Genomic DNA, 23488 nt, shown 5'->3' with positions numbered 1-23488 from the left:
TGTTTAGACACGACAGAAAGACCCCGACCTCTAACTAAAGACCAAGGCCTCCTTGCTGCTCCGCTCCCTATGGGTTCATGACAGCTTATACTTCCGCATCCACTTATAAAAGGTGCTTCTTGGCACCTCTGCCAGCCTCGCTGCTTCTGTCACATGACCTTTCGTTTTGTGCAGTGCGTCTATCACTGTTTGCTTTTGAATGCGTTCCCTAAACGTGAGTTCTTTTGGATTCTCGGTATACTCTGGTAGATGCAGCTTCTGCTTTTCCTGATCCATCGCCTCTAATACCGCCGCATATTGCGATTCACCAATCCATCCTCCTCTAGGAAACAGTACCCTTATATGTTCAAACAGATTAAAAAGCTCTCGTATGTTTCCAGGCCAATGGTACGCTTCTAGCTTACGAAAAAAAGATTCAGGAAATGTCGCATTCCATTGGTGTTTCTTTTGGTAGTAACGATATAAATCAACAATGTCTTCTTTTCTTTCCCTAAGCGGCGGGATGTTGATTGGATAAACATGAAGACGGTAATACAAATCTTCACGTATTTTTCCTTCCTTCAGCAGTTCGTTCATATTCCGGTGTGTCGCTGTAATGATTCTAATATCCAAAGGGATTTCGTGTGTCCCGCCGAGCGGTACGACTTTCCTTTCTTCAATGACCCTAAGAAGCGCCACTTGCATCGCATAAGGGATTTCGCCAATTTCGTCTAAAAAGAGCGTTCCTTTTTGCGCCTGTTCAAACTTCCCCTTTGCTCCATGACGTTTTGCCCCTGTAAAAGCCCCTTCAGCATAACCAAATAGTTCGCTTTCTAACAGGCTTTCAGGTATGGCTCCACAATTAACGGCAATAAACGGTCCTTCATGTCTTTCACTAGCTAAGTGAATCGCTCGAGCGGCCAGTTCTTTCCCTGTACCTGTTTCTCCCCAAATATAGACATTTGCATCTGTTTGTGCTGCTCGTTTTATTTTGCTGAGCGTCTGTTGAAATACCGTACTTGTTCCAGATTCCCCGGGAAATTGAGCAAAAGAAACGGTTATATTGCTCTTCGCTGCTTCTTCAAACGAAAAAGACATCCCAAGCATCTTTCCGTCCTGCTCTGACTGAATGATCTGCTTGTCTCGTGTAACAAATGTATCGTCCATGAGCAGCTCAACATCCATTCCGTACCAGTCTGAAAATCGGTCTCTAATCGGCTTACTTGCCAAAACAATCTGCTTTTTCTCATTACAGACAACATACGGCTCGTCCGCTTCTACCTGCTGGAGACAATGACTGATCAGCTCCATCTCTTTTCTTTTTTGCTGGACCTGAATTTCTCTCTCTATGGCATATGCAACTGTTGAAGCCATTCCAAGCATAAAAGGATGCCTTTGATCCGCCATACAGGAGATATCAATGACTCCTATGATCGTGCCGTCTGCATCACGAATAGGGGCCGCTGAACAACTCCAATGGTGGGAAGCGACTGAAAAATGCTCAGTTCCGTTGATCGCTACAGCTTCCCCAATGACCAGTGCCGTTCCAATAGCGTTCGTCCCCACATCGGCTTCGGTCCAGCGCGCGCCCTCCATAAAATTTATTTTTTTCGCTTCTACCAGCGTCCTTTGGCTTCCTGTCAGACTTAGCACATAACCATCTGCATCGATGAGTAAAGCCATCATGTCAGATTCTTTTAATTGCTGACTGATTTTATTTAAGTAAGGAAGAGCGGCATTTAGAAATAGTGAGTACTTCTTTTTTTGAACACTGAATAATTCCTTTTCTAAAAACGACTGTCCTTTATCTAAATACGGGTTCACATTTGCCTGTTTACATCTGTGCCATGACTCCATCACTCTCTTATCCAGACGAGATCTATCAAGCAAACCTTCATGAACAAAACGTTTCCAAGTATTTAAATAACAAGGCGTCGGATTCATTCCATCCTCTCCTCTGGGGGCTTTTTATCCATTATAGATAATTATAAAAGCGCTTTCAATTATTGGCTGACCCAGGAAGTCAATCGGATAGAAGGTTTCTCTATCAGCAGTGCACCGCTCGTCCATTTGTTTGCAGCAAGGCTTCGTGTATCGCCTCAGAGAGTGTCGGATGTGCCGCAATAAACTGCTCTAATGTATCAGCTGTCAACTCTGTATGCATCATCACCGCCGCTTGTCCAATCAGTTCTGTGGCATTCGGTCCGATGATGGATACACCTAAAATTTCTTGATATTGCGGTTCGACAATGACCTTTACTTGACCAGCTGGCTGATTTAAAATTAGTGCTTTTCCATTTGCAGAGAATGCAAATTTCCCTATCCGAATCTCCCCATATTGTTTTCTAGCATTCTCTTCATTTAAACCGACACTAGCGATTTCTGGAGACGTGTAGATGCACCTTGGAATCACGTGTTCATTGACCTTTACATCTTCCCCTGATGCATGTGATGCCGCAATCGTTCCTTCATGAAAAGCAGCATGAGCAAGCTGAACGCCGCCTGTCACATCACCGCACGCATAGATATGCGGGAGATTGGTTTGCATATGCTCATTCACGCAGATGCCGTTCCTGTCAAATTCAATGCCGATCTGCTCAAGATTCAGCTCTTCCAGCCTCGGCTTTCTGCCAATGGCGACTAAACAATGATCAGACTGGATGTCACAGCGCTCCCCATGAACCTTCTCAACGGCCACTTTTTTTGAGCTTGCATCAAGCTGTTTGACTGCTGCTGATGTCAAAATCTCTACACCTGCTTTTTGAAGCTGATCGTGAAGACAGTTAGCTGTATCGTGATCTTCTTCAGGTAAAATGTGTGCTGTCTGTTCCACCATGACAACCTTTGATCCCATTCTGCTAAAGATGCTTGCAAACTCACAGCCGATCACCCCTCCACCAATGATACAAAGCGAATCTGGTATTGAAGGGAGCGTCATGGCATCCTTACTATCAATGATCCACTCTCTATCAAATGGGGCGAAAGGTAAAGCAGCAGGTTCTGATCCCGTAGCAATAATGAATTGTTTGGCTTGAATGATTTCAGATTTCCCTTCACTTTCTATCAATAGCTCATGAGCTGAAAGAAATGATGCTTTCCCATTTAACACGCTGATTTTGTTTTTATTCATCAAATAACGAACGCCATCAGTCAGCTGCTTGACGACTGACCGCTTCCGCTTTTGAACGGCATCCCAATGAATAACAGGCTCCTTTTCTGAAAGCTCAATTCCAAAATGTCCAGCTGATTTCACATGTTCGTACATATCAGCGCTTTGCAAAAGTGCTTTCGTTGGAATACAGCCTTCATTCAGGCAGGTACCTCCTAACAGGCCTTGGTCGATTAATACAACCTCTCTGTCAAAACGGGCGGCTGTTATTGCCGCCACATATCCTGCTGGCCCGCCTCCTATAATGACAAGCGTCATTCATTTCACCTTCTTCCTATAAAAGAATGGATACTGGATTTTCTAAATAGGCTTTAACAGTTGATATAAATTGTGATGCCGGCGCTCCGTCCAGCACGCGATGGTCAAATGTCAGACTGAGTGGCAGGATCGTCCCTTTACATAATTCATTCCCATGATAAACAGGCATGTGATCCGCTTTGCCAACGCCAAGAATACCTGCTTCCGGCGGATTTAAAATCGGTGTAAAATGTTCCACACCATAGGCGCCTAGGTTAGTGATTGTAAAGGTAGAGCCTTCAATTTCATCGTGAAGAAGTCTGCCTTCACGTGCTTTTTTGCCATACGATTTGATGCTCTTCGCCAGCTCAATAAGTGAAAGCTTTTCCGCATGCCGAATAACAGGCACTGCCAGACCGTGATCTAAAGCAGCAGCGATTCCAAGATGAACATACTCAAAAGTTTCGACTCTATCATTCTGATATTGACTGTTCATTGCAGGATGCTCTAGCAGGGAAAGAATCACTGCTTTGGCTACAAAATCGGTCATGGTTAATTTCATATCGTGTCGTGCTGCGGCTGTTTCGTTCAACTCAGACTGTAATGCTGTCAGCTTTGTCACATCCGCTTTCATCGTTATTGTTAATTGTGCACTTGTTTGCAGGCTTTCCATCATTCGCGAGGCAATGGTTTTCCGCATCATGCTGACTGGCTGATGCTTTGGTTCATTTTGTTGGTTTTCTTTTTCATCAGGAAGTGCCCGAAGCACATCCGCTTTCGTGATTCTCCCATCTGGCCCTGTTCCCACTAAAGTATGAATATCCAGATTAGCGCTTTGAGCAATCTTACGTGCCACAGGGGAGATTTTCTTTCTCACTTTCTTTTGTTTTGGCAGCAGGTCTTTTTCTTTCTTTTCCTCGACCTGTTCATTTCCTTCACCGATATAGCAGATGACCGTGCCAGGCGGTACACCTTCTCCCTCAGGCACTTTTATATCCAATATGGTTCCTTCTGCAGGTGATTCGATCTCCATTTCAATTTTTTCAGAGTTGATGCTTGCAATGCTTTCCCCTTTATTTACGGTTTCTCCGACCTCTTTATTCCAGACAGATACCGTTCCTTCTTTCATTGACATGCCCAATTTCGGCATCACAACCTCGACAGCCATCTCCCTCTCTCCTTTCTTTAGTTCAAGATCTTGTCATGACTCTTTCCAACCATCTCTAATACGGTGTTCACAACCTTATCAGGTGTCGGCAAATAGATATCTTCAAGCGGTGGTGAAAACGGAACCGGTGTATGAGGAGCCGTCACTTTTTTGATTGGAGCGTCAAGTAAATCGAATCCTTTATCCGCAACCAGAGAAGAAATATCTGCGGCAATTCCGCACCTTGGATTTGCTTCATCTACAATGACAAGCCGATTTGTTTTTTCTACTGAAGTTAGAATGGCTTCTTCATCGAGCGGCGACAAGCTTCTTGGATCAATGACCTCTGCTTCAATTCCACGTGTAGCTAATTGCTCTGCCGCTTCGAGTGCTGTATGAACTTGTTTGCCTACCGCAAAAATGGTCACATCTGAGCCTTCTCTTTTCACCTCTGCTTTACCAAGCGGCAGCGTGTAGTATCGCTCTGGAACATCTCCTGTGATATTGTAAAGCGTTTTATCTTCAAAAAAGATGACAGGGTCCTGATCCTCGATGGCTGCCAGCAGCAATCCTTTGGCATCGTATGGTGAAGAAGGCACCACTACTTTCAATCCAGGGATGCTTGTAAATAGCGCATACAAGCTTTGCGAATGCTGAGCAGCTGCTCTAAAACCCGCCCCATGTGTCGTTCTGATCGTGATCGGCACCTCTGCTTTTCCGCCAAACATATATCGGAATTTTGCTCCTTGATTCAGCACTTGATCCAGACAGGTGCCGATAAAATCATTAAACATGAGTTCTGCAATTGGCCTTAACCCTGTGGAAGCTGCTGCCATGGCCGCACCTACATAGCCAGCTTCACTAATCGGTGTGTCAAGAACTCGCTCACGTCCAAACTCCTGAACGATTCCTTTCGTTACACCAAGCACACCGCCCCATGCTTCATCATCCTGTAAGTGATCGACATGAGCACCTCCAGCAACATCTTCCCCCATTAAAATGACATCCTCGTCTCTTCTCATGGCAAGTTTAATCGCTTCATTTAATGCACTAGACATGCTGATTTCTCTTGTCATTTTCCTCTCCCCCTTTGATTTATTGATACGAAACATACACGTCGGTCAATAATTCGGTCTGATCTGGATATTCACTTTCTTCACTGAATGTAACGGCTTCATCTATCGCTTCTGCTACAGCCGCTTCAATCTTTGATAGCTCCCCATTCGTCAGCAGCTGCTGCTTGATCAATTCATTTTTAAAAAGAGCGATCGCATCTCTCTCTTCTTGGTGTTCTGTTTTTTCTTGATTGGTTTTATAACGCTGGGCATCTCCTTCGAAATGGCCATAATTTCGATATGTCATGCATTCAATTAATGTCGGACCTTCTCCATTTTTTGCTCGTTCAATTGCTTGTTCTGCGGCTTGATAAACGGCCATCACATCTTTTCCATCTACTTGAATCCCAGGAATGTCATAACCGGCCGCTCGATCCACGATTGATTTGCAGCTTGAAGCATAAGAAAATGGTGTCGCTTCCCCGTACCCATTGTTTTCTGCAATGAAAATGACGGGCAGTTTCCAGATGGCCGCGAGATTGATTCCTTCGTGGAAAGTCCCTTGATTGTTTGCACCATCCCCAAAAAAGCAAACGCTTACATTTTCTGTCTTTTTATATTTAGCGGTGAGGGCTGCCCCGCACGCAAGAGGAAAGCCGCCTCCAACAATTCCGTTGGCACCGAGCATTCCTTTATCAAAATCTGCAATGTGCATGGATCCGCCTTTGCCTTTACAGAGACCTGTGGCTTTCCCATAGATTTCTGCCATCATTCCTTTTAGATCACAGCCTTTCGCTATACAGTGGCCATGGCCCCGGTGTGTACTTGTAATACTGTCTTTTTCATTCAGATGAGCACAGATTCCTACGGCAACAGCTTCTTCGCCAGCATAAAGATGGACAAACCCCGGCAAAATTCCTTTTGTAAAAAGCGTGTGCACCCGGTCTTCAAATTGGCGGATTTCCTGCATCTTTTGATACATCCATACGGCTTTTTCTTTACTCAATGCCATTTCCATTTAGTAAAACCTCCTATCTTTTTTGCTTGCACTTCTATACAAGCAAAAATCGTGCCAACATGACGACGCATAAACACTTAGGCTTTGTCTGAATCACACCGATGAAAAAAGAGACAAAATGAGACATGCGTCTCTTTTTGTCTCAATATGTCCACACATCAATTGGAACAAAAAAAAGCATCCCCGTAGAGGAATGCTTATCACAATGAATCGATTGTGCGCAGCCACTTTAATTTTCCTTTGCAGACGCCGCATACATAACGAGAGGTATCAAACCGTCTTTTCCTTATAAAAGACCGGCCGCATCCTGTGCAAATATATTCATGGCGTTTCCCCGCACGGCGCTTATTTTGTACGGTCTTTAGCGGTGTACAAAAACGCGGGGCTCCTACTTGCTTTAATAACGCTTTAAAATCACGGTCGCGATGCTGATAGCCCTTTCCTTCAAGATGCAGATGATAATGACACAGCTCATGCTTGATGATTCCGATTAATTCTTCTCGTCCATGCTCCTCTAGGTATCGGCGGTTTAGTTCAATGTTGTGTGTACCAAGTAAATATCGCCCGCCTGTCGTTTTTAACCGGTCATTAAAAACAGCCTGATGGCGGAATGTCTTGCCAAAGAACTGCTGGGAAATGTGCTCTGTTAACTGCTGTAATTCTCTCTCGTTCAATCAAGATCGTTCCTTTCTATAAAAACCTCGAACGGGACAATTTCCCCTAAGCATACATTGAAGGTACATCCACTGTTTCGATCAAAGGAGGAATGGGCGATGCCCAACTGGCTGAAAAATCAGATGCAGAAGGCATTTTATGAGAAAAATCATTATCAAATCAAATTGCTGAATCAATGCTGGTACTTCTATAGAAAAAAACATTCAGTCACATCAAGGCACACCCCATCCTAAGGTGCGCCTCGTTTTTTTGTTTACTCTGGTTTCAGCATGGTGAGGGCAACGCGGCCTTTTGCCTGGTCAACGGAGTCCACCCATACGGTCACAATGTCACCAACTGATACAACATCAAGCGGATGCTTCACAAAACGGTTGCTTAGCTTGGAAATATGCACAAGCCCATCCTGCTTTACGCCAATATCAACGAATGCACCGAAGTCTACAACGTTTCTCACCGTTCCTTGCAGCTCCATTCCTTGCTTCAAGTCTTCCAATTTCAACACATCTGTTTTGAGCAGCGGTTTTGGCACTTCATCCCGCGGATCACGCTCAGGTCTAGTCAGCTGATCAATGATATCTCGAAGTGTAATGGTCCCAATGTCAAGCTGCTGGGCTGCTTCGTCCAGTTTAACTTCAGCAATCTTCTCTTTTAACTGCTCTGTGCCAAGATCGTCTGGCGTCATGTTGATCATGCGTAAAAACTGTTTTGTTTCTTTATAGCTCTCAGGGTGAATACCTGTACGATCAAGCGGGTCTTGTCCATCTGTAATGCGAAGGAAACCGATACACTGCTCATATGTCTTAGCACCGAGCCTTGGAATATCCTTCAATTCTTTTCTGCTTGTGAATCTCCCAATCTCTTCGCGACGCTTGATGATATTCCCTGCGACGGCTTTTGAAAGGCCTGATACGTATTGCAGCAGCGCCTGTGAGGCTGTATTGACGTTCACACCGACTTGGTTGACGACTGTCTCAACAACGAAGGTTAACGAGCTGTTTAATTGCTTTTGACTCACGTCATGCTGGTATTGGCCCACACCGACAGACTTCGGATCAATTTTCACGAGCTCTGCTAAAGGATCTTGTAATCTTCTAGCGATTGAGATGGCGCTTCGTTCTTCGACTTGCAGATCTGGAAACTCTTCTCGTGCCAGCGCTGACGCGGAGTAAACACTTGCTCCAGCTTCATTCACGATCAAATAAGACACCGGCTGATCCAGCTCTTGAATCAAGTCTGCAATGAATTGTTCTGTCTCTCTTGAGGCTGTTCCGTTTCCAATCGCAATGACTTCGATGTTTGATGATTGAATGATCTCTTTGACTTTTTGTTTCGCTTCCGCTTTTTTCTGCACGGGCGGATGCGGGTAAATGACGCCAATATGATGGACTTTGCCTGTATCATCCACGACAGCTAATTTACAGCCTGTCCGAAATGCGGGGTCGACTCCAAGTACACGCTTCCCTTTCATCGGCGGCTGAAGCAGCAGTTTTCTTAAGTTTTCAGCAAAAATATGAATCGCTTGTTCCTCTGCTTTTTCTGTCAGCTCTTTTCTTATTTCTCGTTCGATGGAAGGCTGAATGAGACGTTTATACGCATCATCGATTGCCGCTTCAATAAACGGTCTCACCGTTGTCTGTCTGCCTTTTAGAACTTGTTTGTCGAGATAGAAGCGAATATTTTCAGCAGGTGGTTCGATGGCTGCCTTTAAAATGCCCTCTTTCTCCCCGCGGTTGACCGCTAGTACACGGTGCGGAACAATCTTTTTGATTGGCTCTTGATAATCGTAATACATTTCATAGACGTTTTTCTCATCGCTTTCGACGTCTTTTCCTGATGTGACCAGACTGCCCTTTTGGTACGTTTCACTGCGAATCCATTTTCGCATATCGGGATCATCTGCGAGCTGTTCAGCAATGATGTGCTGCGCACCCTCAAGTGCCTCTTCTACATTTGTTACTTCTTTTTCTTCGTTAATAAAAGCAGCTGCTTTCTTCCCGACCTGGTCGCTTGGCAGCGTGAGTAAATATTCCGCCAGCGGCTCCAGCCCTTTTGCTTTGGCTACATTCGCCTTTGTTTTGCGCTTTTGTTTGAATGGCCTGTATAAATCTTCGACCTCTTGCAGTTTATGAGCCTGCTCAATTTTCTGTTTTAATTCATCGGTTAGTTTGTCTTGTTCAGCAATTAAGCGAATGACTTCTTCTTTTCGGTTCGTGACATTTTGGATATATGTATAGCGCTCTGAAATGGTTTGAATTTGCACCTCATCCAGTGAGCCTGTCTGCTCTTTCCGATAACGGGCAATAAACGGGACGGTGTTGCCATCCTCTAAGAGCTTGATCACACTTTCAATTTGTTTTGTTGAAAGCTTTAATTCTGTCGCAATTTGTTTCAATAAAAAGTCAGATGTCTTCATACTTTGCATCCTCTCACTGTGTCTTCTCTTTTAGTGTATCAAAAAAACCGGCAAAACAGAAAAAAGGTCAGCTATTTTACGTGAGCTGACCAAGTACATAGGTGAGATCGTCCTTTTTGTCTTGTGTGTATGTTTCAAGCTGTTTGGCGATGTCTTCAACTGAATGTCCATGCTTTAAACACATGCGCATGTTTGGCACATTCAGTCCGTCTGAATACATAATGAATATCGATCCTTTTTCGTAGGAATAGGTGTATGTTTTATATTTTCTAGGTTTCCCTGATAAGTATCCTGATGTCGGAAGTGGATAAATATAGTCGCCAGAAGGTGCATTCAAGATAAACCGAATATTGCCAACCGAACAATAGGTAAATTGCTGCTGGGAAAAATTCACCTTTAATATGGCCACAGTGGCCCCGCGTTTATTTTTCATAGCCTGATTGCATCTGTCGATGAGGGCCGCCACATCCTCATGTCCATATTCTTCGACAATTTCGCTGACTAAAGAAGATGATTCATTGGCGTACTGGCCGCTGCCCAATCCGTCTGCTACAGCACAAATTAGTTCTTCATCATCTGCTTTAATAAAAAAACTGTCCCCGCAGCATGGTTTTCCTTCTTTATTCGATTGATAGATAATGGCGTTTACATGCTCATGCTGTTCAATCTGTTTCATTACCCTAGCTCCATAGACGCATCTTCTGATAATGCATCTCGCAGTTTTTTCACTGCCTTCCGCTGAAGTCTCGATACATGCATTTGAGATATGCCAAGTAAATCGCCTGTCTCTTTCTGACTCTTATTTTGCAAGTAAGTCAGATTGATAATCTCTTTTTCTCTATCCGACAGCACATGAAGCACACTCTCAAGCATCATTTTTTGATTCACACGTTCGTAGCCCTCTTCCTGTGAGCCGACAACGTCTAAAATCGTCACAGTACTTCCTTCAGAATCAGCCTCTACGCCTTGGTCAACAGACAGCGCTTGATAGCTTTTGCCCATCTCCATGGTTTCAAGTACTTCTTCTTCTGTTACATCTAAGTATTCTGCAATTTCTTGGACTTTAGGTGATTTCTGTGTCTCTGTTGTCAAATGATCAACTGCCATTTTGATTCTTGGTCCAAGCTCTTTAATCCGCCTTGGTACATGGACACTCCATGTCTTATCTCGTAAAAAGCGTTTGATTTCCCCGATGATGGTTGGAATGGCAAAGGCTTCAAATGATTTACCGACGAGCGGGTCGTATCGTTTAATGGCGCCAAGTAAACCAATCATGCCAACTTGTCTGAGGTCCTCATGAAAGCTTTTTCCTTTAGAATATTTTTTCGCCAGCATATCAACCAAGTTTGTATAGCATTCGACCAGCGTGAGCTGCGCCTGCTCGTCTTGATTGGTTTGATAGCTTTGGATGAGGCGGTCTACTTCATCTTTAGTTAGTTTCATAGTTTTGGATGGTTGTGTCATGGTCAACTCGCTCCCTGTTTAAAAACTTTGTCATCGCCACGGTAACTCCGGAGTTTGCTTGCACCTCGACTTCATCCATCAATGTTTGCATTAAGTATAAACCAAGACCTCCTTCTGCCAATTGATCCACCGTATGAGCAGATGTGTACGGTCCCAGGTCTTCCTGTTTTTGCTTAAAGTCAAAGCTACCGCCTTTGTCAGCGACAATGATTTCTAGACGATCCTCGTAGACAAGAAAGCGAACAGCCACCTCTCCATCTTCGCCGTCTTCACCTTTATAGGCATGCTGAACTGCATTTGTACAGGCCTCACTGACGGCAATTTTTAAGTCCTCAATCTCTTCATAGGCATAGCCCATCCGGCTCGCTACGCCTGACAGAGTCAAACGAATGATGCCTACATATTCTGGTTTTGCCGGTATTTTCATCTCGATTCGATCTACTGATTCGTTCATTGTACCCCACCCTCTGACTTTGCAGAAATGTCAATGATGTCCTTTAATCCAGTGATTTCAAACAACCTTACAAGCCGTTCTGACAAGTTCTCAAGCTTTAATGTGCCACCTGCTTTTTGAGCCGCTTTAAACAGCCCAACGAATACACCTAAACCTGTACTATCCATATACGTAACATCCTTTAGACAGATTTCAAGATGCTCTCCCGCCTCAGCTTTAGGCATGAGCGTTTCTCTTAGCTCAGGAGCGGAGTACACATCAATTTCTCCGCTGACACTGATTTTCGTTTTTTGATCTATTTGATGCTCTTTTACAGACATATTCATTATGCATTCACCTCGAAATTCTTGTTTCCTAAAGTTTTATATACCCGCATGTTCACTTTCTAAACCTTTCTTTTGAGAACAAGTAAAGTAAAGTCATCGTGCAGCTGAAAATCCTGCAGTTTGAGTAAGCTGGCGTAGATGGCATCCACCATTTCTTGAGCTGAGTAGGATAGGTGCTCTGATATGAGTGTTTTGATGTCCTCCCGCTCTAAGAAACCATCCTCTGACTTGGATTCTGTGACCCCATCAGAGAATAAGATCACCATGTCTCCTGCGTCCAAATGCTTCTCGTACTGTCTGTAGTCAAAGTCTGGTGCGATCCCAAGGACAAGCCCTTTTGCATCTAAATCGTAAAATGTGTTCTCTTTTTTGCAATAGAAAAAGCCCGGCTCATGACCAGCCGATGCGTATTTAAACTCATGCGTTTCTTTATTATAGCTGCCATAGAACATCGTGATAAACATACTTGGGTCTACGTTTTGCTCGACAACACGATTCAGGGTTTTCAGCACCTTTGTTGGGCCGCTCCCTGACTCTGGCAAGGAATCCATCGCATATTTAATCATCGACATACAGAGCGCAGCCGGGATTCCCTTTCCAATGACATCTGCGATCGCGATATTGATTGTATCGTGATCCGTCACAAAGTGGTAATAATCTCCACTCATCTGTTTTGCCGGTACACTAATTGCACCAATATCAAAGGTATCTCCTTCTGGAATTTTCGTTTCCAGAAGGGTTTGCTGAACATTTGCAGCAATTTCAATTTCAGATTTTATTTCTTGCTGGATGCCTCTGAGTGTTAAATGTTCTTGGTAGGCAAGTCCGTACCCAATCATGACTTCAATTAAGAAGTCTAGTGAATGAAAAACATCTTCCGGCAAATCAGGGTAAAGCTCCTGAATCACTTTTCGGTGAACACTCACTATTTCTTCAGGAGGTATTTGATGCTCAATGGTTTTACGGCTAAATTTTTGAGCTTGATAAAGCGATGTTTCAGTTAAATCACTGATATAACGACTGAGCAGCTGATGGTACCGCTGCTCCATTACCTCCTTAAAATCCATGGTTTCCCTCCTAGCGAAGCCACTTAACAGCTTGTATCTCCGTTCCTTGTTCTGGTGCAGAATCTAATTTAAATTCATCCATCAGCCGTCTGACGCCCGGAAGACCTGCTCCGAGTCCGCCTGATGTTGAAAATCCGTCTTCCATTACTTTACGTATATCCATGATACCCGGCCCCTCATCGGCTGCGATGACTTTGAGTCCACGCTTTCCGCGCTCCATCACTTCTTCTATACAAATCTGACCTTTACCAGCGTATAAATAGATGTTTCGAGCTAATTCTGAAATGGCCGTCGTAATTCTTGCTTGGTCAACTGTTCCAAATCCAAGTTCTTTTGCAACATTGCGCCCCAATTGTCTTGCTGCGACTATGTCCCATTCCGTCAATATTCTTACACAGGATTGGTCTTTCATATCTATTCCCCCAATTCCCGCTTCAGTGTCTCAAGCCCTTGTTCAAGATCTAGTGCTGTCTGAATTTCTTCAAGCGATATTCCAAGTTCAATCAGCGTCACAGCGACTGCCGGCTGTATTCCTGTTAATACAACTTTCGCCCCCATGAGCTTGGACATCGTGATCACATCACCTAATACCTTTGCAATAAAGGAATCAATCATGTCAACGGATGTGAGGTCAATGACAACACCGTTTGCTCCTGTTTCATGAATTTTATTCAGCAAGTCTTCTTGAAAGTGGAGAGCTGTTTGATCATCAAGCTCCCACTGTATCGAAATCAGAAGACAGTTATATAGTTTTAAGATTGGAATCTTCGGGTGATTTCTCACTGGGTTATCCCTCCAATGAAACAATTTTTCGATTTGTCATTTCCAAAGCAGTTTGAATTCCTTTTTGAAGGGTATTCTTTGTTGTAACTTGAGATAAATCAATTCCAAGGTTCACAATGGTTTGGGCTATTTCTGGACGAATACCGACAAGCAAGCACTTCGCACCTACTAATCTCACAGCCTCTGATGCTTGAATGATATGATGCGCTACCATTGTGTCAACGACAGGTACACCCGTAATATCAATTAAGACGACTTGTGAGCGATGTTTGACGACACCGTTGAGCAGATTCTCCATAATTTTTTTGGCACGTTCTGTGTCAATTGTTCCAACAAGCGGCATGACGGTAATGTGCTCAAATACTGGGATCAGCGGGGCAGAAAGTTCCTGCAGCGCGATTTTTTGAAGGTTGACTGTTTTCTCCCATGAGATGGAATACTGGTTTAAGATCTCGTTATGAATAGGTGTGATGAATCGATCAATTTGCCAGATGAGGTCATGACTTTCTTCTGTTGTATCTTTGTCATCGTTCATTTTGTGATATAAATGTGAACGGATTTCTGTTAGACCATTTGCCAGTAACTTAAGTGATATACCCATTTGAACAATTTTTAAAGCAAAAGTTTGCACTTTTTCTTCAAAATCTTCAGCATACCCTTCTGAAAGAGATGTAATGATTAATTGAACATATTCCGAACAGATGGTTTCATACATATTGTCGTTCAGCATCATGTCCGTTTCTTTTTCTCCGAGTCGTCTAAAAATGTCCGTCCACTCTTTTTGTAATTCCTCTCGATGCTCTCTTGCAAAAGCTAACACGATATGATTCGACATGTTTTACCCCCTACGTACATAAACAGCACTTCTTTTAGTCTTTCTTCATTATAACGTTAATAAAAATTGAACACAAAAAAAGTTGCTCCCAACAGAGCAACCAAGTATCACCATATTAAAAATCAATAAGAGCCAAACTAACTTGTAAGGCTTCATCAACCTTCTCCATCATCTCATCATCAAGATGTGTGATTTTATCTGTCAATCTTTGTTTATCGATTGTACGAATCTGCTCCAAGAGAATGACAGAATCTCGTTCAAAGCCGTAGCGCTTTGCATCAATTTCGACGTGAGTCGGTAATTTCGCTTTTTGTATTTGGGCTGTTATGGCTGCAACGATAGCAGTCGGGCTGAAGCGATTTCCAATGTCATTTTGAATCACCAATACTGGGCGAACCCCGCCCTGCTCGGAGCCAACAACAGGAGATAAATCAGCAAAGTAAACATCACCGCGTTTAACAATCAAATGTTTAACCCCCGCTGACTAATCGCTCAACTGTATTCTCAGCCTCAAATTCTGCGTATTGTGCCTCTGAAGAGATATTCAGATTAATTTTCGCCATCTCCATGTAGCCGCGTCTCATCGATTCACGATTTTGTCGAATATTGCGTTCACGAATATACGTTTTTGTCGCTCGGTAGATCAATTCATTTCTTGTTACCTTATCCTGCTCTGCTACTCGTTCGATTTCAGACATCAAAGCCTCCGGTAGTCGAATCTTCATTTCGTTTGTTGCGCTGGATTCAGACAAAAAACATACACCTCCACAAAACTTACGGATACCGTTTCGATCCATTCCAAGACTAATCATACCATTATTCAATGCGCAAGCAAAGCTGTTTTTTCATGATTTCTTATTAGAACATGAAGCGGCTGTTCACCCGTAAATCAAAGATGATAATGGAGTTCCTCTTTCACATTATACGCTTTTTTCCGAAAATCATACGGTATTTCCAAAATCTCTAAAAAAGGGAGAATGTTTACCCCTTCTTTGTAGAATAAAAAGGAACGATGTCAGTTTGACGATCGTTCCTGTGAAAGCTGTTTAGAAAAAGCTTGGCCCGCTTTGAAGCAGCGGATTCCGCACATGCACCCTTTTGCCGTCCTCTATATAAACTCTTGGGACGCGGTGGCCAATGGAGCAAGTGACTTCATAGTTAATGGTTTCAAGCCTTTTGGCAATTTCATCGACTGATACCATTTCTTCACCTTGTCCACCAATCAAAACGACTGGCTCCCCTACTGGAAGATTCTCTTTCAGTTCAACCATGAATTGATCCATACATATCCTTCCGGCAATCTTCCGGCGCTTACCGCCAACAAGTACTTCCGTTCCTGCCAGCTTCCGGATCCACCCGTCTGCATAGCCGACTGGTACCGTACCGATCCATGTATCTTGATTAGCTGTATACGTCGCCCCATAGCTGACACTCTCACCCTTTTGAATGAGCTTCACATGGGCGAGTTTTGTATGAAGAGACATGGCTTCTTCCAGCTTGAAAGGAAGTTCATCTTTGATTTCCTCTGATGGTGACAGCCCGTACATACTGATGCCGAAGCGAACCATATTAAACAACACTTCTTTAAACCTCAAACCTGCTGCACTATTGGCACAATGAACGAGCAGCTTTTCCGTATGAAGCGGCTGAAGCAGGGTTTGAAAGGTGTCGACCTGACGATCAAAATAGTTCTCATCCTTTTCATCCGCTGTCGCAAAGTGAGTAAATACTCCTTCCAGCTGTAAATAAGAATGCTCGCTGACAAGCTTCTTTACTTCATTCACTTCCTCTAACGTTTTCACACCTAAACGGTTCATTCCGCTGTCTATTTTCAAATGAAAACGAATGGGTTGTCCCATCTCCCCTTTCATCATATCGACGATTTCCCTCAGCCACCTGGTGGAGTAAGCGGTCATGATCACATTGTATCGAACAGCGGTTTTGACATACTCCGGCGGTACTGCGCCGAGTACAAGAATCGGTGCTTTAATGCCTTGATTTCTTAAAGAAATGGCCTCATCTAAAAAGGCTACAGCCAACAAGTCTGCACCTGCTTTGAGGGCAGCTCTTGCCACTTCTATATCTCCATGTCCATATGCGTTGGCTTTCACAACAGCCATCAGTTGAACATTTTGACCGATATGATCTTTCATATGTGAAACATTATGCTTGATTGCTGTTAAATTAATTTCTGCCCATGTGTCTCTATAAAAGGCATTTGTGTCCATCAGTCACACTTCCCTATTGAATGATTCAATCCCCTCATATGATACTAAAAATCAAGAATAATGTGAAACAAATCAAAGAAAATCAGCCCTTGCACAGGGCTGATGCTTCATTTATCAAGGCTTTCTGCCTGAGAATCTCATTTATTTAGCTGACTGGCCTTCTACACTCTTTGCAACCATCAAAAGCTCTTCCTTCGATAGATCACTTGAGGAAATTAAGTAGTCAACTCCGTCAGATGTCCATGAGAGGGATTGATCTGTCAGAACCCCTACTGTCATACCAAGATCGACCGGCTCGCCGTTCATCGTGACAGGCGTAGATGCTTCAGCTACTCTCGCTTTTTCCTGGATGAGTGTGAAGGATTTCTTGCCGCCGTACGTAATTACATAACGCTTCCCAGCATCTGTCGTCATTTCTTTCTCTTCCATCTTCTTCACGCCTTCTGGCATATCAACTGGTGTTTTCACCGCAAAGCTGTCAGATGGGTCTGCACTTGTGGCAACATCCATTTGAGAGAGCGTCATGTTTTTCTTCTCATCAAATGCATCTTTGTCAAAGGATTTATTGAATTCAAAGTGAGAGAATTCCACTTTCACCATTGGCTTTTTGTCGCTATCCAGCACTTTTACACTGGCAGGCGCCATTGTTTTCTTATGAAAGGTAATCTCTTGGGTAGGCAGCATTTGGTTGTGCTGATAATTGGTCTTCGTTTCGAACACATACTTTGACTCTTTCGCTTTGAACTGAGCTGCACTGTCATTTTTAATGTCCTTCACAAGTGATTCGAATAAATAGACCTGACTGCTATTATTCGGCCAATCACTATGGAAACGGAAGCTCTTGTTCAATGAAGGTGTCAGCACAAACACACCATTGCCATTTCTTAAAATGACTTGACTCTGATCCTTTTTCGGATTTTCTAAATAGACACGGTAAAGCTCCGGCTTTTTGTACCAAATTTCTACCTGGTACTCCTGCGGGTCATTTCCTGTCTCAATGGTCATTTTTGCTTTGGCTTTGTATGATGTCATTTCCTCTGCCTTTTTGTTTAAATCTCCAACGATATCCTTCTGAGATTTTTGACCGCATGCGGAGAGAATCAGTACAAAAAGGATTCCCGTTACAAGCAAAACAAAGCTTTTTCTCACCCTTTTCAACCCCTTCGTTAATTGTGTTAAAAGGAAGAAACCGCTTGTTTGACTTTAACAGTACGCCTCAAGAGTTAACTGCGTACCGCGAACCATCAAAGCCTGTTAGCAACTCGCCCTTCCTTATCGCACTACCCAATATATGAAGGGGGGACAAACAATATGCAGACTAGCTTGACAACCTTTCAATTAAAACTTGTGCAGCAGCATATTCCTTTGTATGGGTTATCGACACATGGACCTGATCGCCCTCTGCTTTCTCGCTTTTGATGAAGGGTTTCCCCTTATCGTCTTTTTGAATGTCTATGTCATGAAAGCTTAAATGCTGACCGATTCCCGTTCCGTATGCTTTAGCGAAGGCTTCCTTTGCCGCAAAGCGTCCTGCCAAAAATTCCAGCTGTCTTTTTTCACTGAGTGTAAGAAAGACGTCCTGTTCACTTAAAGTCAAAATTCGTTCCGGTAAACGGGGCTGTCTGCTGAGCACCCGCGAAAGACGGTCGATCTCTACAATATCAATGCCTATTCCTTTGATCATGAGGTACCTCCTATGATACTCGTACTAATTTGAGTGTTCGCTTCATAAACGTGTTACTATAAACTTACCATTATCTAGTCAAAAGGGGTTTGTTATGTTTATTCGAACGGAGAGCTTTCAACAATTTATTAGATCGTATCCAATCGTAACAGCGATCCTTGCTTTACAAATCGGCCTGTGGCTTATATTTGCGGTTCCTATCCCTATTATACAGCTTGGTCAGGATCATCTCGTCGGTTTCAATTATGGTGTAGCAGCTGGGGAATGGTGGCGTCTCGTCACACCTATTTTTCTGCACGGAAGTCTCACGCATATTTTATTCAATTCCATGTCCCTTTTCTTGTTCGCTCCAGCGCTTGAACATTTGCTTGGGAAGGTTCGATTTCTAATCATTTATCTCGGTGCAGGATTCATTGGCAATCTCGGAACCTATTGGGTGGAGCCTTTAGAGTATGTACATGTTGGCGCTTCTGGTGCGATCTTCGGTTTGTTTGGGGTTTATCTATACCTTGTCCTGTTTAAACCGCACATGATGGACCGCGGGAATTCACAAGTGATTTTAACGATTCTTGCTGTTTCTGTCATCATGACGTTCGTCAATTCGAACATCAATATCATGGCTCACTTATTTGGATTGATCGGCGGTATGATTCTAGCACCGATTACGCTGCTTTTCCATTCGAAAAAAAGACGCTATTAATCTCATAAAAAATGTCGATCACTCCTCAAGCAGGAGCTGATCGACATTTTTCGTTTAAGACGATTGATTTTTTTCATACGAATACCAATCAAATACACGTGCCGCATCTTCTTCCTCAAGGTGATGCACACCAAAGGAATCAAGCAGCGCAGAGGATTTCACAAAGGTGTGAATACTGGCGACCCGACCTTTCTTTTGGAAAAAAGATTGCGTCATCGTATAGTTTTGCATTCGTTTTCTCAAGACAATGCCAGTGGTCTTGCCAATGCCTCTTGATGTCATTTGAATCAATGAATCTTTGATTGTATATCCTGATTGTTTATAAGCTAAATAGCCAAAGAATAGAGCAAGCGGTAACGGAATGAGTCCCAAATATCCCCATGGCGGAAAGCGTACCGACAGGATGATACCTACAAGTAACGGCACAAAGCCATATGAGATCAGGTAGCGCTTGAGCGAACGTTTTGGCACTTTTTTCAGCTCTGTTTCTGGTGCTACATGATAATGATCGGTGAATTGTGACAGCAATTCATTTATTTTTTTCTTCCGAATGAGCGGAAATAAGACGGAAGAGGTTTCTTTCTCTGTGATCGAACCTCCCGCACTAACAAGCATCACCGTCGCAAAACCAAAAGGCTCACGGATCATATTCTCTTTGATTTTCACTGCTTGAATTCTCGCAAGTGGAATGGTCATTTGATGTCTCTCGATGAGCCCTCTTGTAATGATGATGTCATTCCCTTTTCGTTTTGCAGCAAAATTCGCATACTGAAGTGCTGTTACCCCAACACTCAAGATCCATGCGATCAATACGGCAAGAAATATCAAAATCGCATAGATTTCAATGCTCGCATGGCTTAAAAAAGAGAACTGCTTGAAGAACCCGTCCAAAGGGAGAATTTCATCTATTTGCGTGTAGATGGCGAGACACCCTGAGATAATGACACCGATACCGCTTGAAGTGGTCGCAGCCAAAAGCAATTCTGGCACACCCATACGATAGGAGACATTGATTTCTTCCTGCATAGGTTTTTGCGCAGTCAAATGGCCATTCAGATCACCTGCTTCATCCGTCATTTCTTCTTCCTGCAAGCTTTTCTTCCGGTTGAAAATCGACTGCTTTAATTGTTCCGCTTCTGCTTTTGTAATCGCGGTCAGGCTCACTTCTGGACCATCCGTTCCGCCTGCCGTTTCGATTTGAACCCGCACTAAACCGAAAATCCGCTGGAAAATACCTTCACTTGTATTGACCGTTTGAATTCGTTCTAACGAGATATATTTTTTCTTTTTCGTAATCACACCCGATTCCACACGAAATTCATCGTCTTCCATCCGGTAAGTGAATCGTCTCCATTCTAAAATGGTAAAAACGGCTTTCCATAAAAGAAGCACACCAAGAATGATAAATGCATAAAAGCGAATGCTCGAATTCGAGTTCACAAAAATCAGCACGAAAAAAGGGATAATGAAGTTTTTGATCATGGATACAGCATCTGATATAAAATCAATGAACATCGAAATGGGGTGTACACGTTTTGGTTCAGACATCATCTTCCGTCACCCTTGCTAAACGAGATATGTAATCACGAAGCTCATCTGCCTCTTCTAATTCTAGCGCCGGTATATCATGAACTGTGGCAGCAGTCGAAATTTGAACAGAGGCCAAACGGTAGCGCCTTAAAAGCGGTCCTTGAGATGTATCAACATGCTGAACACGAACCATTGGCACAATTACACGTGTGACGCGAATGAGTCCATGCTGTATTTCAATTTCATTTTCGAATACTTCGTAGCGCCAGATGTGGTGGCGGATTTTTGGTATGAGCCAAATGCCAAAAATGACCTGTAAGACCCATAAACCAGAAAGGATCGCTCCAATCCAATATGGCCATTGAAAATAGTAGCTGGCAACAAATACCCCAATGATGATGAGTAAGAAAATCAATGAGATAATTCCATTTTGAAGACGCCATACCTTTAAACCATTTAAACTAATTTGACGTTGCGGCTGTTTTCTCACATTCTTCCCCCATTCTCTTACTTTTCTATCAATATATTACGTAACAAAGCCTAAAAAGTTTCAATTTCAGCCTGTTAAAAAAAGCGAACCCTGCAAAGGATTCGCTCTTGTATGTTAGTTGTTATAAGATTTCTTTTGACGACGATCGTTAGAAGAACGATTGCGGTCATTTGAAGAACGCTTTTTATCACCGTAAGATGAACGGCCTTTCCCGCGATAGCCGCCTCCGCCGCCACCGTCTCTACGTTTAGAAGAGCTGCGGTTGTTACGATTGCGTTTTGAAATCATTGGTGCTTCATCTGTCAAACGAACAGGCGTTGCATCCGGCTCTTTTGTCATCATTTTGATGGCAGCCGCAACCACTGTCACAGAATCATGATCTTCCAGCAATTCAGCAGCAGCTGTCATGTAGAAGTTCAAGTTGTTTTCACTGATGATTGTACGCAGACGATCAATGGTTACTTGCTGTTGTCCTTCGATTGCCTCATCTAGTGTTGGTTCTTTCATACGATCCATTTTACGTTTAGTCGTTTGCTCAATCGCACGAAGCATATCTTTTTCACGTGGTGTGATGAATGTCATCGCCATACCTGTACGTCCAGCACGTCCAGTACGTCCAATACGGTGAACGTAGCTTTCTGGATCTTGCGGTACGTCAAAGTTATACACGTGTGTGACGCCTGAGATATCAAGTCCACGTGCTGCAACGTCTGTTGCTACAAGCACATCGATTGAACCTTCTTTGAATTTACGAAGCGCAACCATACGTTTTGCTTGAGTCAGGTCACCATGAATTCCTTCAGCTGTATAACCTCTAAGGTTAAGTGCTTCAGTCAATTCGTCAACACGGCGTTTCGTACGGCCGAAGACAATTGAAAGCTCAGGTGATTGAATGTCAAGAAGACGAGTCAATGTATCAAACTTTTTACGCTCGTGAATATCCAAGTAGAACTGTTGGATGTTAGAGACTGTCATTTCTTTCGCTTTTACTTTTACGTGTTCTGGGTTTGTCATAAAACGCTCTGCAATGCGCTTAATTGGTGCAGGCATTGTCGCAGAGAATAAAAGTGTTTGGTGTTCACTTGGTACATTTGAAAGGATCGATTCAATGTCTTCAATGAAACCCATGTTTAACATTTCGTCTGCTTCATCAAGCACAACTGTTTCAACATTTTGAAGACGCATTGTACGACGGTTAATGTGATCGAGTAAACGTCCTGGAGTCCCTACGATGATATGAGGATTTTTCTTGAGCGAACGGATTTGGCGGCCGATATCTTGTCCACCGTAAATCGGAAGTACGCGCGCACGCTTGTCTTGGCCGATTTTATATAGCTCTTCAGATACTTGAATCGCTAATTCTCTTGTTGGCGCAATGATAATCGCTTGGATGTTTGGAGAAGCTGGGTCAATTTTTTCTACCAGAGGAATACCAAATGCTGCAGTTTTTCCTGTACCTGTTTGTGCTTGTCCAATGACATCTTTATTCTGAAGACCGAGAGGAATTGTTTCCGCTTGAATCGGTGTTGCTTCTTCAAATCCCATGCGGTTAATAGCTTTCATGAGACTTTCGCTTAATTGAAAATCTTGAAACGTTATAGTCAAATTATTCAAACTCCTTCTAATTGCTGTTTCAGTAATCTCGTGAATGATCATTAAAAACTGCCCTTTTCCGAAAGGACAGGTCCATTATATACAAAGCCCGAATTACCCTACCTTATATCTTACCATTACCCTATTTGTTTTTCAACAAGACAGAAATGGATATATCTACTGTTCTACAATGACAGATTCACCTTCACTTTGATCTCCGTCCATCCATTTCCACTTTTCAAACAGTTGAATTTTTCCGTTATCCAGCTGCTTTGGAGTGGAATTGCAAGTCCCGCTTCTCATGCTGCCGTCCTTGCTTACATGGTGATATCTAAAATGAAGTGTTCCATCCTCATTCACAGTTCCTACAAGTACGCCAGATATAATACTGCCGCCTTGATATGTGCCCGTTAATATATTCCCGTCCTGACGATATTGAAATATGGTTCCTGCTGATACTTCTCCGTTACTCGAATTAGACTGCGGGACAAAGGTTTTTCCGTCATATTGAAACAACCGAATCAACCACCTTTTCTTTCCTATTGTACCATATGCCTGTCACTCATTCGACAAAAATGATGCAAATTTTAACAAGTGGGATTCAATTTATATTAGTTTAGCCACATTTTAGCTTTTCTATA

At 43.1% G+C, this 23488-nt stretch carries 26 protein-coding genes; 2 read left to right on the top strand and 24 right to left on the bottom strand.

What is annotated here, in order from left to right:
- Positions 1-75: 75 nt before the first annotated feature.
- The 6 genes from AAYR28_RS02565 to AAYR28_RS02540 form a co-directional block, all read right to left on the bottom strand.
- Positions 76-1923: a sigma-54-dependent Fis family transcriptional regulator gene (locus AAYR28_RS02565; protein ID WP_342495971.1), complete on the bottom strand. Its 1848-nt coding sequence runs from the start codon at positions 1921-1923 to the stop codon at positions 76-78.
- A gap of 103 nt (positions 1924-2026) precedes the next feature.
- Positions 2027-3406, bottom strand: coding sequence for a dihydrolipoyl dehydrogenase (lpdA, locus tag AAYR28_RS02560; protein ID WP_342495970.1), 1380 nt, complete (start codon positions 3404-3406; stop codon positions 2027-2029).
- Between the two features lie 16 nt (positions 3407-3422).
- On the bottom strand, positions 3423-4553 hold the full coding sequence (locus tag AAYR28_RS02555; RefSeq protein WP_342495969.1) for a dihydrolipoamide acetyltransferase family protein: 1131 nt from the start codon (positions 4551-4553) through the stop codon (positions 3423-3425).
- Positions 4554-4570: 17 nt separating this feature from the next.
- Positions 4571-5608 carry an alpha-ketoacid dehydrogenase subunit beta gene (locus AAYR28_RS02550; protein WP_046313978.1) on the bottom strand — a complete coding sequence of 346 codons (1038 nt, stop codon included), beginning with the start codon at positions 5606-5608 and terminating at the stop codon, positions 4571-4573.
- A gap of 19 nt (positions 5609-5627) precedes the next feature.
- A complete protein-coding gene (locus tag AAYR28_RS02545; protein WP_024427382.1) occupies positions 5628-6605 on the bottom strand; it encodes a thiamine pyrophosphate-dependent dehydrogenase E1 component subunit alpha in 978 nt (325 codons plus the stop codon).
- A gap of 200 nt (positions 6606-6805) precedes the next feature.
- Entirely contained in the window at positions 6806-7279 is a 474-nt protein-coding gene (locus tag AAYR28_RS02540; RefSeq protein WP_024427381.1) for a SprT family protein, read from the bottom strand.
- 99 nt (positions 7280-7378) lie between these two features.
- Between AAYR28_RS02540 and cmpA the strand changes: the two genes are divergently transcribed.
- Positions 7379-7513, top strand: a complete 135-nt coding sequence (gene cmpA, locus AAYR28_RS02535; protein WP_008346893.1) for a cortex morphogenetic protein CmpA — start codon at positions 7379-7381, stop codon at positions 7511-7513.
- Positions 7514-7533: 20 nt separating this feature from the next.
- Here the strand turns inward: cmpA and AAYR28_RS02530 are convergent, their stop codons facing one another.
- The 14 genes from AAYR28_RS02530 to acpS all read right to left on the bottom strand — a co-directional run bounded on the left by AAYR28_RS02530 (position 7534) and on the right by acpS (position 18534).
- Positions 7534-9693, bottom strand: a complete 2160-nt coding sequence (locus tag AAYR28_RS02530) for a Tex family protein (RefSeq protein WP_098677663.1) — start codon at positions 9691-9693, stop codon at positions 7534-7536.
- Positions 9694-9769: 76 nt separating this feature from the next.
- Positions 9770-10369: a PP2C family serine/threonine-protein phosphatase gene (locus AAYR28_RS02525; RefSeq protein ID WP_034283944.1), complete on the bottom strand. Its 600-nt coding sequence runs from the start codon at positions 10367-10369 to the stop codon at positions 9770-9772.
- Positions 10369-11157 carry an RNA polymerase sigma factor SigB gene (gene sigB, locus AAYR28_RS02520; RefSeq protein ID WP_024427378.1) on the bottom strand — a complete coding sequence of 263 codons (789 nt, stop codon included), beginning with the start codon at positions 11155-11157 and terminating at the stop codon, positions 10369-10371. Before sigB ends, AAYR28_RS02525 begins: the two co-directional genes overlap by 1 nt.
- On the bottom strand, positions 11123-11611 hold the full coding sequence (gene rsbW / locus AAYR28_RS02515) for an anti-sigma B factor RsbW (RefSeq protein ID WP_041107445.1): 489 nt from the start codon (positions 11609-11611) through the stop codon (positions 11123-11125). Before rsbW ends, sigB begins: the two co-directional genes overlap by 35 nt.
- Positions 11608-11937, bottom strand: coding sequence for an anti-sigma factor antagonist (locus AAYR28_RS02510; protein WP_024425392.1), 330 nt, complete (start codon positions 11935-11937; stop codon positions 11608-11610). The genes rsbW and AAYR28_RS02510 overlap by 4 nt, the downstream gene beginning before the upstream one ends.
- Before the next feature lie 59 nt (positions 11938-11996).
- A complete protein-coding gene (locus AAYR28_RS02505) occupies positions 11997-13004 on the bottom strand; it encodes a PP2C family protein-serine/threonine phosphatase (RefSeq protein WP_024425391.1) in 1008 nt (335 codons plus the stop codon).
- A gap of 10 nt (positions 13005-13014) precedes the next feature.
- Positions 13015-13416, bottom strand: coding sequence for an anti-sigma regulatory factor (locus AAYR28_RS02500; protein ID WP_024427376.1), 402 nt, complete (start codon positions 13414-13416; stop codon positions 13015-13017).
- A gap of 2 nt (positions 13417-13418) precedes the next feature.
- Positions 13419-13787: an RsbT antagonist protein RsbS gene (rsbS, locus tag AAYR28_RS02495; protein ID WP_003214235.1), complete on the bottom strand. Its 369-nt coding sequence runs from the start codon at positions 13785-13787 to the stop codon at positions 13419-13421.
- Positions 13788-13791: 4 nt separating this feature from the next.
- On the bottom strand, positions 13792-14622 hold the full coding sequence (locus AAYR28_RS02490; protein WP_034283948.1) for an RsbT co-antagonist protein RsbRA: 831 nt from the start codon (positions 14620-14622) through the stop codon (positions 13792-13794).
- A gap of 115 nt (positions 14623-14737) precedes the next feature.
- Positions 14738-15088 (bottom strand): type II toxin-antitoxin system endoribonuclease NdoA, encoded by a 351-nt coding sequence (gene ndoA, locus AAYR28_RS02485; RefSeq protein ID WP_024425388.1) that lies wholly within the window; start codon positions 15086-15088, stop codon positions 14738-14740.
- Between the two features lie 4 nt (positions 15089-15092).
- Positions 15093-15374, bottom strand: a complete 282-nt coding sequence (locus AAYR28_RS02480; protein WP_003214273.1) for a hypothetical protein — start codon at positions 15372-15374, stop codon at positions 15093-15095.
- A gap of 294 nt (positions 15375-15668) precedes the next feature.
- Positions 15669-16850 carry an alanine racemase gene (gene alr / locus AAYR28_RS02475; RefSeq protein WP_098677665.1) on the bottom strand — a complete coding sequence of 394 codons (1182 nt, stop codon included), beginning with the start codon at positions 16848-16850 and terminating at the stop codon, positions 15669-15671.
- A gap of 141 nt (positions 16851-16991) precedes the next feature.
- Positions 16992-18008 carry an outer membrane lipoprotein-sorting protein gene (locus AAYR28_RS02470; protein WP_098677666.1) on the bottom strand — a complete coding sequence of 339 codons (1017 nt, stop codon included), beginning with the start codon at positions 18006-18008 and terminating at the stop codon, positions 16992-16994.
- A 160-nt stretch (positions 18009-18168) separates the two neighbouring features.
- Positions 18169-18534 carry a holo-ACP synthase gene (gene acpS, locus AAYR28_RS02465; protein ID WP_041116756.1) on the bottom strand — a complete coding sequence of 122 codons (366 nt, stop codon included), beginning with the start codon at positions 18532-18534 and terminating at the stop codon, positions 18169-18171.
- A gap of 94 nt (positions 18535-18628) precedes the next feature.
- Between acpS and AAYR28_RS02460 the strand changes: the two genes are divergently transcribed.
- The gene (locus AAYR28_RS02460) at positions 18629-19234 is read left to right on the top strand and encodes a rhomboid family intramembrane serine protease (protein WP_041116754.1); all 606 of its coding nucleotides are present in this window, start codon (positions 18629-18631) and stop codon (positions 19232-19234) included.
- Between the two features lie 54 nt (positions 19235-19288).
- Here the strand turns inward: AAYR28_RS02460 and AAYR28_RS02455 are convergent, their stop codons facing one another.
- The 4 genes from AAYR28_RS02455 to AAYR28_RS02440 all read right to left on the bottom strand — a co-directional run bounded on the left by AAYR28_RS02455 (position 19289) and on the right by AAYR28_RS02440 (position 23363).
- On the bottom strand, positions 19289-20785 hold the full coding sequence (locus tag AAYR28_RS02455; RefSeq protein WP_046313966.1) for a PH domain-containing protein: 1497 nt from the start codon (positions 20783-20785) through the stop codon (positions 19289-19291).
- On the bottom strand, positions 20775-21254 hold the full coding sequence (locus tag AAYR28_RS02450) for a PH domain-containing protein (protein ID WP_024425383.1): 480 nt from the start codon (positions 21252-21254) through the stop codon (positions 20775-20777). The genes AAYR28_RS02455 and AAYR28_RS02450 overlap by 11 nt, the downstream gene beginning before the upstream one ends.
- A gap of 114 nt (positions 21255-21368) precedes the next feature.
- Positions 21369-22859 carry a degradosome RNA helicase CshA gene (cshA, locus tag AAYR28_RS02445; protein WP_061110633.1) on the bottom strand — a complete coding sequence of 497 codons (1491 nt, stop codon included), beginning with the start codon at positions 22857-22859 and terminating at the stop codon, positions 21369-21371.
- A 165-nt stretch (positions 22860-23024) separates the two neighbouring features.
- Positions 23025-23363, bottom strand: a complete 339-nt coding sequence (locus tag AAYR28_RS02440) for a glutamate synthase (RefSeq protein WP_034283957.1) — start codon at positions 23361-23363, stop codon at positions 23025-23027.
- Positions 23364-23488 lie beyond the last annotated feature (125 nt).

It is taken from the genome of Bacillus safensis (assembly GCF_039619585.1).
Classification (GTDB): domain Bacteria; phylum Bacillota; class Bacilli; order Bacillales; family Bacillaceae; genus Bacillus; species Bacillus safensis.
This window is presented reverse-complemented; position numbering and strand designations above follow the sequence as displayed.